The following is a 15437-nucleotide window of genomic DNA, read 5'->3' as shown; positions in this document are numbered from 1 at the left end:
CCTCGCTCAACGACCCAGCGGCGCGGCAGCGGCGCCATGAGCGCGTCGAAGCGCAGCACGAAGCCGCGTTTGGCTTCCGACCGTTTGACGACCTCCAGCCGGATGCCGTGGGCGTGGGCGTCGGCCGCCGGTTGTTCCCCTGTATCGCCCTGGTCGACGAACGTCACGCTTCGACGCTTCGGCTGGCTCAGCGCAAGCAGGCTCAGCGCACCGCTTCGACCGACTCGCCTGTGACGGCTTGGACCGGTTCAGCCAACGCGGCGACCGGCACGCGTGCCGGTTCGTTGGCGGGCGTGACAACCACGGCCAGCACCTGAACCAGCGGATCAACCGCCACGTGGCCGTGCTGTCCGTGCGGCGTTGCTGTCCGTCATCGCCGGAACGTGCGCCGCGTTCCGAGGTCGATGGCATCGTGCGCGCGGCACCGATGCGCGCCCTGCGATGCACGCGCCAGCGCGCGCTGATCATGGACGAGCGTCGCGCCGACCCCGGCCTTCAGTAGAGACGGTGCATTGCACCGTCTCTACTGCAAGATGGTGGAGCACGGCGGCAGATCGGTGAGTTGGAGAGACGTTGCATTGCAACGTTTCTCCTCTCGTGCGGACGATCCAGCGCCATCTGTTCACGACCTCGCGCAGCGCGTGGTTGCGCTACGGGGCGTCGTTGGACTGCTGGTCAAGGAGAGAGCGACGAAGGCCCCCTCCTTGTCGCTCCCATCGCGTGGATAGGGGTTACGTGTCATGCTGAACGCATCCCACCTTTATCTCTGAAGTGAATAACAGGCTCTAAATCCCAATTCTCTACCATTTTCCACTATCCGTCGTGTTAGTAGGAGCGAAAGATCAGACAGGGCTGTCGTGAGATAAGAGACGTAATCAACTCTGTTAACGTCCTGTAATCTAGATTCGCGCTAAGTAGACTGTATAGATACGTCCAAAGGGTTGTAGTAGTGTTTGTCATACTATCTTGCAATCTATAAGGAGATGTGAGTTGTGTGAGCATAGTTTCGATGACGTACAGACTTGGTTTGCAAATCTAAAAGAGCAGTACACCACTCAACTCGAAAAAAAGATTGCGCAGATTGAAGCAATTTGGGCGCGATGGCAATCTGGTGAGTTGCAGACGGACGATCTGCGAGAGTTACAGCGGATTGCGCACAATTTGGCCGGTTCAGGGGCGACATTCGGTCTTGCAGCGGTCAGTGATGCTGCGCGTGCCCTTGATGTCGCCCTTCAGCCGGTAATTCGCCGGGCTGATACAGATGAGGCAGCAGTGAGTCTGGCTTCGCTAGTGGAAAACCTGCTTGATGTGATGCGCAATAGCGGCGCACCAGTGCCGCAACCGCTCAGCCGTGGTCAGCCGGCGGCAGCCACGACGCTAATTTATCTGGCCGGGCGCAATCAAGACGAAACGGAAGAATTAGCGCGCCAAATCGCTTATTTCGGTTATACCACGGCCCAGTTTCGCAGCAGCGCCGAACTGTTAGCGGCAGTCGAGCGCCAGATGCCGAACGTGCTCATACTCGATCTTGATCTGCAAGAAGGGGAACAAAGCGGTATTGCTGCGGCTGCCTTCTTGCATGATCGGTACGGTCAGGCATTGCCGATGTTCTTTACCGCCAGTTCATCAGATTTTACTTTGCGTCTCGCTGCGGTGCGCGCCGGCGGGCGCGGTTATTTCACGCGGCCGATTGATGTTGGGCTGCTCATTGATCAGATCGATCAGATGACACAGCGGGTGAATACCGAGCCGTACACCGTACTCATCGTTGATGATTCAGCATTGATGGCGGAGGTGTATGCGTTGGCGTTGCGGGCGGCTGGGATGCGGGTGGTGACCACAACCGATCCGCTGGAAGCACCAATGTTATTGGCCGAACAGCCGCCTGATCTCATCTTGCTTGATGTCTATATGCCCGGCTGTAACGGGCAGGAATTAGCAGCGGTCATTCGCCAGCAGCCAGAGTATCACAGCATACCGATAGTATTCCTATCGGGAGAAACCGATCGCTCGGCGCAGTTGGCGGCGCTAGCGCAAGGTGGCGACGATTTTCTAACGAAACCTATCAATTTAGAGCATCTGGTGGCCGCAATCAGTTCGCGCATTCAGCGAGCGCGGGCGATGCGCAGTTTGATGGTACGCGATAGCCTGACCGGGTTGTTCAATCACAGCGTCACCCAAGACTTACTGATCCGTGAGGTGGCGCGCGCACGGCGGAGCAACCAGCCGTTGTCGGTTGCGTTGATCGATATTGACCATTTCAAGCGTGTCAATGATCAGTATGGCCATCGATCCGGCGATCGAGTTTTGAAGAGCTTAGCCCGGCTGTTACGGCAGCGGCTGCGCGCGAGCGACCTGATCGGTCGTTATGGAGGGGAAGAGTTTTTGATCGTGATGCCGGAAACGCGCGCAGCGAGTGCGGCCATGGTGGTTGACAGCCTGCGCGAGCGGTTTGCCCATATCGAGCATCAGTGCGAGGGAGCACCGTTACGGGTGACGTTTTCAGCCGGCGTTGCTGAATGGGCGCATGGGATTGAAGCCAGCGGCTTGATCGAAAAAGCCGATGCGGCCCTCTATCAAGCCAAGCGGCTCGGCCGCAATCAAGTTTTGATCGCCGATGCGCAGATTGGGCAGCCGCCGCAGCACCGCGTCTTACCGTTAACCACCAATCGGCTCCACAATGCGCCGGTGATACTGGTGGTTGATGATGACCCCGATATCGGCCGGTTGTTACAGCTCTGGCTCACTGATGCTGGTTACCGGGTCGAATTGACGCAGAACGGGCTTGAGGCATTGCAACGGATTGAACAGGGTGGGGTTGACGTTGCACTAATCGATATCTTGATGCCCGAAATCAGTGGAATTGATTTACTTGATCAGGTGCGTCAGCGTGGGCGAGAGCCAGCAGTCATCATAACTACGGCGTTTGGTTCAGAGCAGATCGCGGTAAATGCCATTCGACGCGGCGCCAACGATTATTTGCGGAAACCGATCAATCAGCAAGAGTTACTCTTAGTCCTTGAGCGTACCTTGACGAAGCTACGTTTGCGGCGAGAGAATGCGGCATTGCAACGTCGGCTTGATGAGAAGCGCCGTGAATTAGAAGCTGAGATTAAGCATGCAGCTCAGATTCAAGCCGAGATGCTGCCTCAACAGATGCCACGATTACCGGAGTACACTATCGCAGCAAGATGTATTCCGGCGCGTGAGATTGGTGGAGACTTCTACGATTGGAATGCGCCTGTATCTCATCTATTGAACATAACGTTTGGTGACGTGATGGGGAAAGGGATGTCGGCCGCGCTGCTAATGACAACAACTCGTGCTGTGTTTCGGTCGGTTGCGCGTGATACACCGCCTGAAGTCAATATTCGTTATGCAGTCAATGCGCTGTATGCCGATCTAGAACGAACTAGCAGCTTTGTCACGCTCTGCCATTTGCAGTTAAACCTAAATTCTCATACGTTGGCATTTGTTGATGCCGGTCATGGCTTAGGGTTTATTCGCCGTCACAGTGGTCATTGTGAACGACTTGAACCACGCGGCGCTCCGATCGGTATCTTTTCTCACGAGTCATACCGGCAGGGCGAGACGGTGCTTAACCCCGGTGATGCCTTGATCTTGTTCAGCGATGGTCTGCTTGATCCATGGCCGATGTTAGCGCGTGATCCGTTCCAGATTAACGATCTGTTGACAGATGGCATGACGGCTACGGGGATTGTTGATCGATTGTGTGCCATACCGGCGTTGCTCGGCCCGTTGACCGATGATTTAACAGTTTTTGCGCTTGTTCGTAATATGATGCCAGAGGAGTCGATATGATAGTATTAGTGCGGTGGTGGCTTGTTTTCCTCTTATGCTCGCTCGTATTTATTTGTCCATTGCCTACGTTGGCACAGGGACAGGCAATCAGCTTTGCCGACCTTGGCTACAGCGACCGCACAGCGCGTGGGATCGATGCGGTGCTCGATTATTACTTTCCGATTCCGACAGGGTTGCGTCCGGCGAGCGATGGCTTATTAACGTTACGGTTTAGCCACTCGCCACTGTTACGGTCTGATCGATCAACGATGACGGTTGCGTTGAACGGACGGTCGCTGGCGAGCACCCGGTTGACGGTGGAAAATGCTGTAGAGGGCGTGTTGGCTGTACCGTTGCCGGTGGCCGGTTTTACCGGGCCGGGGTTGTTTGTGCAGGTGCAGATCCACATGCGCTTGACCGATGATGCCTGCGAAGAGGTGCAGAATCCAGCGTTATGGACGGTTGTGAGTGGAGAGTCAACGCTCCAGCTTGACTTACAACCGGTTATGACAGGAACGCTCGCCGATCTGGCAGCACTGTTCGCGCCGCTACCGCTGAGCGTACCTACGATCCGGTTACCGCCGACCATTGTGTTATCGCCGGCAACTGATACGGCTACGTTAACTGCAGGAGGCATAGTCGCCTTTGCGATTGGGCAGTGGGCCGCATTGGCGAGGCAAGATCCGGTCGTGAACGTTGCAGAGGCAGTCCCTGCACAATCCCCTGCGATCGTGGTCGCGTTAGGCCCACTGCCAGCCGGAGATTGGGGAAATGTGCGTTGGAATGGCAATGCCTATGAAGTGGATGGACAGGTGATTCCGGTTGATCACGGCATTTTGGCGTTGGCACCAACTGCGCCGCCACAACTACTGGTGGCAGGTGCAACCCCCATCGCACTAGAGTACGCTGCGCGGGCTTTGACAGTCGCGTTGCCGGCGGCGCCGGCGCTGGCAGTGACTCAAGCGCCGCCGGCACCAGTCGCTGCAGCGTGGCAGGAAGGCGCTGCCAGTTTTGCCCAGTTGGGCATCGCACAGCGCCGGGTGATCGGCGCGGGTGAACACCAGATCGATTACGCCTTCGAGCGTCCGCCGGGATGGAATCTTCGAGTGGGGGCTACCCTCGAATTGCACGTCGTGACGGCGGCTGGCCTCGTGCCGGAAAGGTCGTGGTTGGCGGTATCTGTCAATGGCATCACCCTTGGTTCGCAGCGGCTGCGGGTGGAAGCTAACGCGATCGAGCGGTATCGGTTTGAACTGCCCGCCGATCTGCTCAATAGCGATTTGGCCGGTACACCGCTGCGCCGGATTGATCTCCAAGCGCGCTTGTATCTCGATCTGCCGAACAATGGTTGTGAAGAGGTCGATACATCAGCAGCATGGGCAATCATCGAACCGACATCGGCGTGGCGTTTACCCCATGATCCAGCGGCAGCAGACGATCTTGGCCGGTTTCCAGCAGCGCTCATTATTGGAGACACGAGCGCGCGATTGGTATTGCCGGCGCAACCAACTCTCGCCGAGATCCAAGCCGGCTTGGAGTTAGCGGCAGCAATGGGTCGTTGGAGCGCGCTGCCTGATGTGTTGCCGCCGCGTCTCGTGACTGCAGATACAATTGGCAATGAACGGAGTGGGCCATTGGCGATTCTGGGAGATCGCAACCGGAATTCATTGACAATGACCCTCAATACAGCCGCAACCACCCCGTTTGTGTATCAACCCGGTCGCGGCGCACAAGCGACGTTGAGTCTGATACCGTCGCCGTGGCAATTTGGTGCGCGGGTGTTGCTGATCGACGCTGCTGACGGTGCAGGTATGCGGCTAGGGGTGCGAGCGTTGCGTGAACGAGCGCTCTTAGATGTGCTACGCGGAGCGCAGGCCCAGATTACAGGGGATCGCGATAGTATTGTTGTGCCATTGACGCCGCCGCTGGCCGCCCCGCCGCAGACCTTGACGCCGCAAATTGAAGTCGCCTTGCTTGAGCGCATCCCGGTGTGGCAATTTGTCGGCGGCATCTTGCTGATTGCTTTGCTGGCAACGGTAGTGTTGGTCGTTCGTATTCGCTGGTTGCGCAAACAGTAAAGGATAGGTCTATGCGGTCTTCGTACCTCGACACAACCTTCCTGCGCGCCAGTTGGGGGCCAGCGGAATGGGCTGCGTTCCGGCGTGGCCTGATCAAGATTCTGGTGATTACCAACCTAACGCTCGGCGCGTACTACCTACTCTGGCGAGGAACTGTTTCGCTCAACTGGAATGCGTGGCTGTTTGCGTTAGCATTGTTTGGCGCTGAGCTGTACAGCTATATTGGCAGCTTCCTCTTTGGGCTTACCGTCTTTCGGCTGCGCGAGCGGGGCGAGCCGCCGCCGGCCCCGCCCGGTCTGCGGGTTGATGTATTTATCACTTGCTATAACGAGCCGGTCGAACTGGTGCGCAAGACCGTGCGGGCGGCCGTGGCGATCCGCTATCCACATCAGACCTATCTGCTCGATGATGGCAATAGTCCGGCAATGCGGGCAATGGCGGCGGAAGAGGGATGTGGCTATATTACTCGTTCGGCGGCATGGAAAGGATTTGATCGGCACGCCAAAGCCGGTAATTTGATCAATGCGCTTGAACAGACAACCGGCGATTTTGTGTTGATCCTTGATGCCGATCAGGTGCCGTTGCCGCAGATCCTTGACCGCACCCTCGGTTATTTTGCCGATCCACTAGTTGGGTTGGTTCAGACGCCGCAATACTTTATCAATGTACCTCCGGGAGATCCGTTCGGCAGCCAAGCGCCGCTCTTTTACGGCCCGATCCAACAGGGGAAGGACGGTTGGAACGCAGCATTTTTCTGTGGTTCAAATGCAGTCTTGCGCCGCGAGGCGTTGGCTCGCACCGGCTTGCGCTTCTTTGTGCGCGATGTCGAGCGGCGTATCCGGCGAGCATTACGCGAGGCCGATACGGTGATCCGGCAAGCAGAACGGCGGTTGACCAAAGTAGATCGGCAGCGGATTGCACCGGCGTTGCGCGAGCTGCGCAGGGCGGTGGCGCAAGCGCGGCGCGAGTTAGATCGCGGAGATACCTTTCAGGAAGTGACCGAGCGGTTTCAGCGACGAGCCGAAGAAGCGGCGCGGATGGTGGTGGCGGCTGATTTGCAACAGATCATGGCCGATCTGGCTGAAATTCAAGCGGTCGAAGCTGCCGAGATTATGCGTGCGCTGAATGACGAGGCGCTCTTGGCGGAACTGGCAGCGCGCGATCGATCGCCGTTGGCGGCGATCGAAACCGTGCGGCAACTCATCCCGCTGCTTGTTAATGAAGCGATGGATTACCTGCCGATTTCGACGATCTCGGTCACCGAAGACATGTCAACTTCAATGCGCATGCATGCGACCGGTTGGCGTTCGGTCTACCACGATGAAATATTGGCCCATGGGTTGGCGCCGGAAGATCTGCGCAGCGCGCTGCAACAGCGATTACGGTGGGCGCAGGGCACGATTCAAGTGATGCTGCGGGAAAATCCATTGACCTTGCCGGGCTTGAGTTTGGGTCAACGCCTCGCCTATTTTGACACGATGTGGAGCTATTTGTCGGGAGTGCCGACAATTATTTATTTGATCTCACCAGTGCTTTACCTTATCTTTGGCTTATTGCCGGTCAATGCGTTATCCGATGAATTTTTCTGGCGGTTGGCGCCGTATCTGATTGTCAACCAATTGCTCTTTGCCGTGATCAGTTGGGGACGGCCAACGTGGCGCGGGCAGCAATACAGTCTGGCGCTCTTTCCGCTCTGGATCAAGGCGGTGACGACTGCGGCAGCCAATGTATGGTTCGGTAAGAAACTCGGTTTTATCGTTACGCCGAAGACCCGGCAAGCGGGGCGCTATTTTGGGCTGGTGCGCTGGCAGCTTTTGATGATGCCATTGCTTGCGGTAGCGATTGTGGTGGGGTTAGGGCAATTGGCATTGGGCTGGCGGAGCGACGGGTTGCCGGTGGTGGTCAACGTTTTTTGGGCAGTGTATGATCTAGTTATGCTCAGTGTAGTTATCGATGCAGCAATGTACCAACCTACCGAGGAGCAGTAGCACAGTATGGCGCCAGAGTTTGTGAAGGGGGCGTTGATGGAGATCACGGTCAATCCAGTGGACGAACGCACGGCAGTGGTTCAATTGCGGGGCCGGCTCGATCTGTTAGTCGCCGCAGAGGTGAAGCAACGGCTGGTACAGGCCGTCAACGAAGGGTTTCGGTTATTGGTAGTTGATATGAGCGAAGTCAGTTTTGTTGATAGTTCAGGGCTGGGCGCACTCATCGGCGGGTTGAAGGCGACCCGGTTGGCCGGTGGTGATCTGCGGCTAGCTTGTGTGGGCGCGCAAGCGCTGGCGATTTTGGAATTGACCACGCTGAACCGAGTCTTACGTCCTTACCCCAACGTGGCTGAGGCATTGCAGGCGAACTTGTAGTTCTGAGATGCGCTATGAACCGTATCGAGCGCCAGTATGAACTCAGCGTCGTGCCGTCAGAAGGGATTGAGCAGTTGCATACCGCACTGGCTTCATTTTGGGATGAAGCCGGGGTTGCGCCTGAGGCGCAGATACGGTTTAACACGGCGATAGCCGAAGTGGTGGCGAATATCTTGCAGTATGCGGTGAGGCCGGGCGATGGGCCAATTCAGTTGCGGTTGCGTTTCACCCCGGCGCGAATTGAGGCTCGGTTGGTTGATCGAGGGCGCGCGTGGGAGAGACCGGCAATAGTAACCTCGCTCCCGGAGGATTGGCACGAGAGTGGGCGTGGATTGGCGATTGCCGGCGCGATTCTTGATACGTTGCAGTACCGCCGGTTCCGTAACCTCAATTGCTGGCGGCTGGTGTTGGCGGTGCGGTAGGGAAGAGTGAACATAATGATTGAGGCAGTGGGACTACCGCACTCCATAGGTCGTTGTTTACGGCGTCGGTGTGAGCGCCGGGCGCGGGGTGCCGATCAGCGACGGAATCAGCAAGGTTTGGCCGGGTTGGATGAAGTTGGGATCGGTGAGATTGTTGGCCGCGACCAACTCATCGACGGTGACGCTGAAGCGCTCGGCGATGGCGCTGAGTGTATCGCCAGCTTGCACGATGTATAATGCCGCCACCGTTGGTGTTGGGCGCGGGGCGCTAGCGTAGGCCGTCGCCGTAGCGTCAATATCGAGGGTTGGCGCGGGTGTAATGTCGAGAACGGCCGGCAGGGTAGGCAGATTGCGTGGCGGCGGATCGGGCAGGCAGGCAGTCAATGCCACACTAGCGCACAACATAAGCGCCCCTATCATCCCAAGCCACATTTGGCGCACCACAATCACCCCCTTGATCGGCACCTGTGCGGTCACAACAGATTATTGTAGCAGGCGGTCGAATCGACGTCAATGTGGTTTCGCGGCGACGAAACTGCGATTGGCGCGGTAGCAGGGAAATTACCGTTTCAGTGTGGGGCGGGCGTGTGGCGACGCTGGTTCAGTAACATCGTTTCCGCGACGGTCAGCACGTGGGCCGGTTGGATGGCCGCCATGCATTCGGGTGGATCGGTGGCACGCGGGCAGGCGGCGAAGACGCCGCAGGGGCTGCACGGCAGGTTGGCGCTGATCACGCGCTGGCGGGCCGGATCACCCCACGGCCCGAAGCGGCGCGGATCGCTCGGCCCAAAGAGGTGGATCGTGGGCACACCTTGACTGACGGCGATATGGAGCGGGCCGCTATCAACGCCAATCACCAGTGCGGCATAGCTAAGCAAGGCGGCGAGCCGGTCGATAGTGAGGTCGGCGCTCAGCGTCAATACATCTGGTTGGGCGGCGGCAATCGCGGCCAGCTCAGCGCCTTCGGTGGGGCTGCCGGTGAGGACAATCCGCCGGCCCGGTTGGCGCAACCCTTGAATCAGGCGCATCCAGTGCTCGCGCAGCCAGTGTTTGGTGGGGCCGCCAGTGCCGGGATGGAGGATGATCACCTGCGCCTCCGGCGCGCTATGGTGGTGGAGCCATGCCTTCGCCCATTCCTGTGCAGCGGGTGTAGGCGAGAAGCGCAGCGGCCCCGGCGCAGGCTTGGCGCTGGTAAGAGCTGCAACGAGGTCGAGCGCCTGTTGGGTTACGTGCTGGCGGGGATCGTAGGGCAATGCCACGCTGAGCAACGGTTGGCAGAGCGGGTGAGCAAAGCCGATCCGGTGGGGAATACCGGCCAGTAGCGCGAGAGCTGCGCCCCACCAATGGTCATCACGCAAGATGAGCGCCGCATCGTAGCACTGTCGGCGCAGCCGCCATGCCGCGCGCAGCAAGAGGGTATACGGCGCGAGCGGCATCGGTTTGGCGGCGGCGCGGTCGAAGGCGGGAAAAGGCAGCGTTTCGAGCGCGTTGAGTTCGGGCAAGCGCTGCCACATCGTGGCAGCCCATGGCCCGACCAGCCCCGTAAGGTGTGCGGTGGGCAACGCTTCTCGCAGCGCGGCCAGCGCCGGCGTCGCCAGCAATAGATCACCGAGGTGATCGGGTTTGATGATCAGCACCCGTTGCGCTGGATTGGCCGGCATACGGCGCACTAATGGACGGGCTACGGCGGCCAGCAGGCGCAAGAGTGAGGGATGCATAGCGTGAATGTATCGTAGAGACGTTGCAATGCAACGTCTCTACGATGATTAAAATAACAACGCACTTGCTTCACGGGCCAATTGGCGTAATCGTTCGGCAACTGCTTGATTCGCGCGTTTCTCTTCCTCGGCAGTCCGCTCGTTAAGGCGGCGAGCCAAGTCAGGTGTGATCTTGGTCACATTCTTGCGCAGCAAGCGCGTGGCCTCAGCCGTTGTCTCTTGGGCGAGCAGCTCGTTGATAAAGCGGTCTTCGGGCGAGAGACGTGACTCAATAATGTCTTTCGCAGCGGTCGCCAGCTTCTCAAGCTGCTCGACCAGTTCTAAACTGCCGGCGTGATGAGCGGCAGCAATACTGGCCGAAATGACTGTCAGCAAGCCTTCATCCACTTCAGCGGCCCGTTCACGTAAAGCGGCTACTGGATCAGGCGTAGACAGCACGGCATCAATCAAGGCGCTGCCACGCTCGAATAGCTCTTGAGCGGCGCGGTCAATCTCTTCGACCAGCTCAAGAATGCGCGCGCGCCGCGCGGTGAGCATCTGGGCCGTAGCGGTATCGCCGGCAGCCTCTGCCGCCTCGATTTGCTCAGTCCACAATTCAAAAAAGCCGTAATCGATCAGCGGGCGCAATTCGTGGACAGCGGCAGACAGCTCGTCGTCGCTGACGGTGCGGAGACGCTCGATAGCGGCCTTCACCTCTTCGGCGGCGGCCAAGGCGGCGGCGCGGGCGACATGCGCTTGCAGCTTCTCGCGCACCTTGATCAACATCGCACGCATGTGAGCTTGCGCGTCATTGGTGGCGTTGATAAATGCATCGAGGGTGGCAAAAAACTCCGGCGTAAGCTCGGCAGTGTAGCGTTGGGCCGCCTCAGTAAACTGCGCGTCATCTTCAACCAGATTGACCAGCTCAGTCAAAATCTCAACATAGCGATTTTGGCGGCGCAAGTCTTCGGCAGAGACGCCATCAGCTTCGTAAATAGCTTCGATCAGCGATTGTAGGGTCAGAAAGCGGCGGGGCGCCAGCAGATAGCCGCGGGGCGCGTCGGCGGGTAAGGCACGGATCAGAAACGCCGAGGCATCGCCGACGAATTGCTCAATCTCTTTGGGCTGGCTATTCAGCTCTTGCGGCACGTACACTAGAAAGAGCTGCTTACCGGCATCGTGATAAATCAACGGCGCGCTGAGCATACTGGCCAGCCCGCAGCCGGGACAGACGGCGACATTCAGTTGGCCGGTGAGCAGCGCCGCTTTGAGTTCGGGTTGCTCGCCGCCATCAACAATCGTATAGACCAGCGAGCGGAAGCGGGTGCCGCAGGATGGGCAAGCGAGTTGAACCGGTTGAGGAGGGGCCGAAGGCATTGATCTTCTCCAGTGTCTACCATTTCGTTCGTCGCTGATTATACCACTCGTCGCCCAACAACGGCGTAGAGAGGATCGCTCAGCCAATGATGGGGCGAACGGTCAAGACACCGGATCTGTTCAAAGCCACCGGCCAGCTCGAAGTAGTAACGCACCAACTCCATGTGTTGGCGGTCGTTGGTGGCTAACCAGACTCGCACTGCTTTACTTGGGAAGCAGCGGTTGGAAAAGGTGACGATGAAGGGTCCTCCCGGTTTGAGGATGCGGGCCACCTCGGCGAAGACCTCGACCGGGCGAGTCATATATTGGACGGAGACGGTGCAAACGACACCGTCAAAGGTGGCGTCGGCAAAGGGTAACTGCGGGTTGTCGTTGAGGTCGTGGACGACATATTCGTGGAGCTGCGGGTTGAGCCGCATCTCGTCTTCGTTGAGACCAAGTCCAACCACGCGGGTCAGCGGAATATCAGTTGGCAGATGGCTGACATAACTGCTCATCAGGTCGAGTAGGCAACCGCCGTGGGGCAGTTCCTCGCGGATCAACTGTGTCACGGCGCAGCGGGCCAGTTCATCAATATGAGCAGTGAGACGGGGGTAGAGATAGAAAAGACGATCATCGCTCTCATCGTATCGCTCGAAGTATTCAGGTGGAAGACCGCTTTGGCGCACTATTGCCCCCATCTGGTTAGTCATTGCGAGCGGGTGGTGTGATCTTGCGATATTGCTAATCACCCGCTGCTGCGAGCAGCGAATAGACGGTTACAGCCTGTGAATTGACCGATAACGATAGCTGTAGAATGCAGCATCTGAGCCGTCCAAACTAGAACCTTAGCGGTGTACAGCAGCTAGGCTGTTGCAGCTTCTCGAGATAAACCTGCAAAATGTTAAGCACGTCTGCTCGTTTGGACAACTGGGATGGGCGCAGCCGGTCCGCTAGCGCAATCCATTTGTGGCAGTCTGTACCTGCCAACACCAGAGCAGTGACGCTATGTTATAGTATAGGTCGGTTTTTGATTCGAGCGCAAGGGCGAGCTTGCAGTGAGGTACCACCATGCGGGCAATCCAGATCCATCAGACCGGCGGGCCAGAGCAGTTGCAATTGGTCGATATTCCAGCGCCGGCGCCAGCGCCGGGGCAAGTGCGGGTAAAAGTGGCGGCGGCAGGAGTCAATTTTATCGACATCTACCATCGCAGCGGTCTCTACCCGCAGCCGTTACCGTTCACGCTGGGTCTGGAGGTGGCCGGCACGGTCGATGCGGTCGGTGAAGGTGTCAGCGAGTGGGCGGTTGGCGACCGGGTGGGGTGTGTGACCGCTCTCGGTGGCTATGCCGAATATGCGCTGGCGCCAGCCGATAAGCTGGTGCGGGTGCCTGATAATGTTGATCTCGAAACCGCAGCAGCGGTACTGTTGCAGGGCATGACGGCGCATTATCTCACCTTTAGCACGTTTCCTTTAAAAGCGGGTGACACGTGTCTCGTGCATGCCGCTGCCGGCGGGGTCGGCCTGTTGCTGATCCAGATCGCGAAACGGCTGGGGGCGCGGGTGATTGGTACAGTCTCAACTGAAGAAAAGGCGGCGCTGGCCCGCGCTGCCGGCGCCGACGAGGTGGTGATCTATACGCGCGAGTCATTTGTCGAGCGGGCGCGGGCGTTTACCAACGGGCGGGGGGTTGACGTGGTTTACGACTCGGTGGGGGCGAGCACGGTGGAAGGCAGCCTCGACAGCTTGCGCCCGCGCGGGATGTTTGTCACCTTCGGCAATGCCAGCGGGCCGGTGCCACCGATTTCACCGCTGACGCTCAGCAGCAAGGGGTCGTTGTTTATGACCCGGCCTACCCTCTTTCACTACATCGCGACGCCAGAAGAATTGCGCTGGCGGGCGAGTGATCTGTTCACGTGGATCGGGGCAGGTGAATTGCAGGTGCGGATCGACCGGCGCTATCCGCTGGCTGAGGCAGCCGAGGCGCAGATCGCCTTGGCGAGCCGGGCGACGAGCGGGAAGCTGTTGCTTATCCCGTAGCAAGGGATCAACGCAAAGGCGCAAAGCACGCAGAGGTTTTAAGAGGGTGTGCGAGAGTGAGCTAAGCTCTAGATACTTAGCGTCTTCGCGCTAAAAACGGCTCATCTTTGGGTGGCGTCTTTGCGTTTGAATTCATAACGGTATCCACGTCGCGGTGATGCGCAGATTGCGCGCCGTGACGTTTTTTGTTAGCGCAAGAAGGAGACAAGCTTATGCGGCTGGTGATGAAATTTGGCGGCACCTCGGTTGGCAGCGCCGACGCGATCCGGCGGGTGACAGAGATTGTCGGCACGCATGCCCGCGAGCATGAGGTGGTGGTAGTGGTATCGGCGATGAACGCACCTGATCTGCGCACCACCGACACCTTAATCGCGGCGGCGAAGGCAGCGGCGGCGGGCAATGGCGATGCCACGGCGCAGGTAGCGCCGCGGTTGCTCGAACTCCACATGCGGGTCGCCGCCGAGTTGGTGACGCCGGCCGAGCGGGCGGCGCTTGAGCCAGAAATTCGGGCAATGCTTGACTACATGAGCGATCTGTCGCGTAGCATCGCGGTGCTCGGCGAACTGACGCCGAGGGCGCTCGATCTGTTCAGCGGGTTGGGTGAGCGGCTCAATGCGCGGCTGATTGCGGCGGCCCTGCGGAGTGCTGGGATCGACGCTGAGGCAATCGATGCCACCGAGTTGATCGTAACTGACGACCGCTATGGCAATGCGTCACCAATCGAACCTGACACCCGCGAACGCAGCCGGGCGCGGTTGTTGCCGTTGCTGGCGGCGAAGCGGGTGCCGGTGGTGACCGGCTTTATCGGCGCGACGCGGGCCGGCGTACCGACGACGTTGGGCCGGGGTGGTTCTGACTACACCTGCGCCATCCTCGGCGCCGACCTCGATGCCGATGAGGTATGGTTCTGGAAAGAAGTGGACGGGGTGTTGTCGGCGAATCCGAAAGTCGTACCGGAAGCGCGCACCCTGCCCCGGCTCTCGTATGCTGAGATGGGTGAGATGGCGTACTACGGGGCGAATGTGCTGCACCCCAAGACGGTGCTGCCGCTGGTGCATCGCCGCATCCCGATCCGCATTCGCAACACCTTCAACCCCAGCCATCCGGGTACGTTGATTGACGCCGAGGGCGATGGCGAGAGTGTGCGGGCAATTACGGCGATCAAAGGGTTAAGTCTGATTACCGTTGGCGGGCCGGGCATGCTGGGCCTCACGGGGGTGGCGGCGCGCATCTTTGGTGCAGTGGCGCGGGCTGGCGCAAATGTTTTGCTGATCTCGCAAGCCAGCAGCGAGCAGAGCGTCTGTTTTGCAGTGCCGGGTGACGAAGCGACTAAAGTGGTCAACGAGCTGCGTTGCGAGCTTGATCGCGAATTTGCCGCCCATGATGTCGAGCATATCGGCACGATTGCGCCAGTTGTGATTGTAGCTGTAGTAGGGTCAGGCATGCGCGGCACGCCGGGGATTGCCGGGCGGGTGTTTGGCGCGCTCGGCGCGGCGGGGGTGAACGTGATCGCGATCGCGCAAGGCAGCACCGAGAATAATATCTCGCTGGTCGTCTCAGAAGCAGACGCCGATAAGGCGGTGCGGGCGGTGCATGGGGCTTTCGTGACAACGAATGAGGGGAACGAATAAACGACTGAATGAACGAAAGGGGTAACGAATCGTTTCGGAAAGCCGCACG

11 protein-coding genes are annotated in these 15437 nt (G+C 58.8%); 7 read left to right on the top strand and 4 right to left on the bottom strand.

The window, feature by feature from the left end; all coding sequences use genetic code 11:
* Positions 1 to 990 precede the first annotated feature (990 nt).
* Genes Q1A59_RS10085 through Q1A59_RS10065 form a run of 5 tightly spaced genes read left to right on the top strand, consistent with a single transcriptional unit; the run spans position 991 to position 8664 of the window.
* Complete coding sequence (locus Q1A59_RS10085; protein WP_299644935.1) at positions 991 to 3822, top strand: response regulator; 2832 nt, start codon at positions 991 to 993, stop codon at positions 3820 to 3822.
* Positions 3819 to 5879: a cellulose biosynthesis cyclic di-GMP-binding regulatory protein BcsB gene (locus Q1A59_RS10080; RefSeq protein ID WP_299644934.1), complete on the top strand. Its 2061-nt coding sequence runs from the start codon at positions 3819 to 3821 to the stop codon at positions 5877 to 5879. Before Q1A59_RS10085 ends, Q1A59_RS10080 begins: the two co-directional genes overlap by 4 nt.
* A gap of 11 nt (positions 5880 to 5890) precedes the next feature.
* The gene (locus Q1A59_RS10075) at positions 5891 to 7867 is read left to right on the top strand and encodes a glycosyltransferase (protein ID WP_299644933.1); all 1977 of its coding nucleotides are present in this window, start codon (positions 5891 to 5893) and stop codon (positions 7865 to 7867) included.
* A 6-nt stretch (positions 7868 to 7873) separates the two neighbouring features.
* A complete protein-coding gene (locus Q1A59_RS10070) occupies positions 7874 to 8242 on the top strand; it encodes an STAS domain-containing protein (protein WP_298402735.1) in 369 nt (122 codons plus the stop codon).
* Positions 8243 to 8256: 14 nt separating this feature from the next.
* Positions 8257 to 8664 (top strand): ATP-binding protein, encoded by a 408-nt coding sequence (locus tag Q1A59_RS10065; RefSeq protein WP_298402737.1) that lies wholly within the window; start codon positions 8257 to 8259, stop codon positions 8662 to 8664.
* 57 nt (positions 8665 to 8721) lie between these two features.
* Here the strand turns inward: Q1A59_RS10065 and Q1A59_RS10060 are convergent, their stop codons facing one another.
* The 4 genes from Q1A59_RS10060 to Q1A59_RS10045 form a co-directional block, all read right to left on the bottom strand.
* Complete coding sequence (locus tag Q1A59_RS10060) at positions 8722 to 9141, bottom strand: LysM peptidoglycan-binding domain-containing protein (RefSeq protein WP_298402738.1); 420 nt, start codon at positions 9139 to 9141, stop codon at positions 8722 to 8724.
* A 92-nt stretch (positions 9142 to 9233) separates the two neighbouring features.
* Positions 9234 to 10382, bottom strand: coding sequence for a glycosyltransferase family 9 protein (locus tag Q1A59_RS10055; protein WP_298402740.1), 1149 nt, complete (start codon positions 10380 to 10382; stop codon positions 9234 to 9236).
* A 48-nt stretch (positions 10383 to 10430) separates the two neighbouring features.
* Positions 10431 to 11738, bottom strand: coding sequence for a CpXC domain-containing protein (locus Q1A59_RS10050; RefSeq protein WP_298402742.1), 1308 nt, complete (start codon positions 11736 to 11738; stop codon positions 10431 to 10433).
* 38 nt (positions 11739 to 11776) lie between these two features.
* On the bottom strand, positions 11777 to 12418 hold the full coding sequence (locus Q1A59_RS10045; protein ID WP_366144859.1) for a class I SAM-dependent methyltransferase: 642 nt from the start codon (positions 12416 to 12418) through the stop codon (positions 11777 to 11779).
* Positions 12419 to 12788: 370 nt separating this feature from the next.
* Between Q1A59_RS10045 and Q1A59_RS10040 the strand changes: the two genes are divergently transcribed.
* Together Q1A59_RS10040 and Q1A59_RS10035 are read left to right on the top strand one after the other, a co-directional pair.
* Entirely contained in the window at positions 12789 to 13757 is a 969-nt protein-coding gene (locus tag Q1A59_RS10040) for a quinone oxidoreductase (protein ID WP_298402745.1), read from the top strand.
* A gap of 212 nt (positions 13758 to 13969) precedes the next feature.
* Positions 13970 to 15388 carry an aspartate kinase gene (locus Q1A59_RS10035; RefSeq protein WP_298402746.1) on the top strand — a complete coding sequence of 473 codons (1419 nt, stop codon included), beginning with the start codon at positions 13970 to 13972 and terminating at the stop codon, positions 15386 to 15388.
* Positions 15389 to 15437: the final 49 nt, after the last annotated feature.

The organism is uncultured Chloroflexus sp. (assembly GCF_937951745.1).
Lineage (GTDB): Bacteria > Chloroflexota > Chloroflexia > Chloroflexales > Chloroflexaceae > Chloroflexus.
Note: the sequence above shows the minus strand (reverse complement) of the source record. Positions and strands in the feature narration are given on the sequence as shown.

Bases quoted from the DNA above. Each gene is read 5' to 3' on its own strand.
- Q1A59_RS10080 (WP_299644934.1), top strand. From the start codon at position 3,819: ATGATAGTATTAGTGCGGTGGTGGCTTGTTTTCCTCTTATGCTCGCTC.
- Q1A59_RS10075 (WP_299644933.1), top strand. From the start codon at position 5,891: ATGCGGTCTTCGTACCTCGACACAACCTTCCTGCGCGCCAGTTGGGGG.
- Q1A59_RS10070 (WP_298402735.1), top strand. From the start codon at position 7,874: ATGGCGCCAGAGTTTGTGAAGGGGGCGTTGATGGAGATCACGGTCAAT.
- Q1A59_RS10065 (WP_298402737.1), top strand. From the start codon at position 8,257: ATGAACCGTATCGAGCGCCAGTATGAACTCAGCGTCGTGCCGTCAGAA.
- Q1A59_RS10055 (WP_298402740.1), bottom strand. From the start codon at position 10,382: ATGCATCCCTCACTCTTGCGCCTGCTGGCCGCCGTAGCCCGTCCATTA.
- Q1A59_RS10050 (WP_298402742.1), bottom strand. From the start codon at position 11,738: ATGCCTTCGGCCCCTCCTCAACCGGTTCAACTCGCTTGCCCATCCTGC.
- Q1A59_RS10045 (WP_366144859.1), bottom strand. From the start codon at position 12,418: ATGGGGGCAATAGTGCGCCAAAGCGGTCTTCCACCTGAATACTTCGAG.
- Q1A59_RS10040 (WP_298402745.1), top strand. From the start codon at position 12,789: ATGCGGGCAATCCAGATCCATCAGACCGGCGGGCCAGAGCAGTTGCAA.
- Q1A59_RS10035 (WP_298402746.1), top strand. From the start codon at position 13,970: ATGCGGCTGGTGATGAAATTTGGCGGCACCTCGGTTGGCAGCGCCGAC.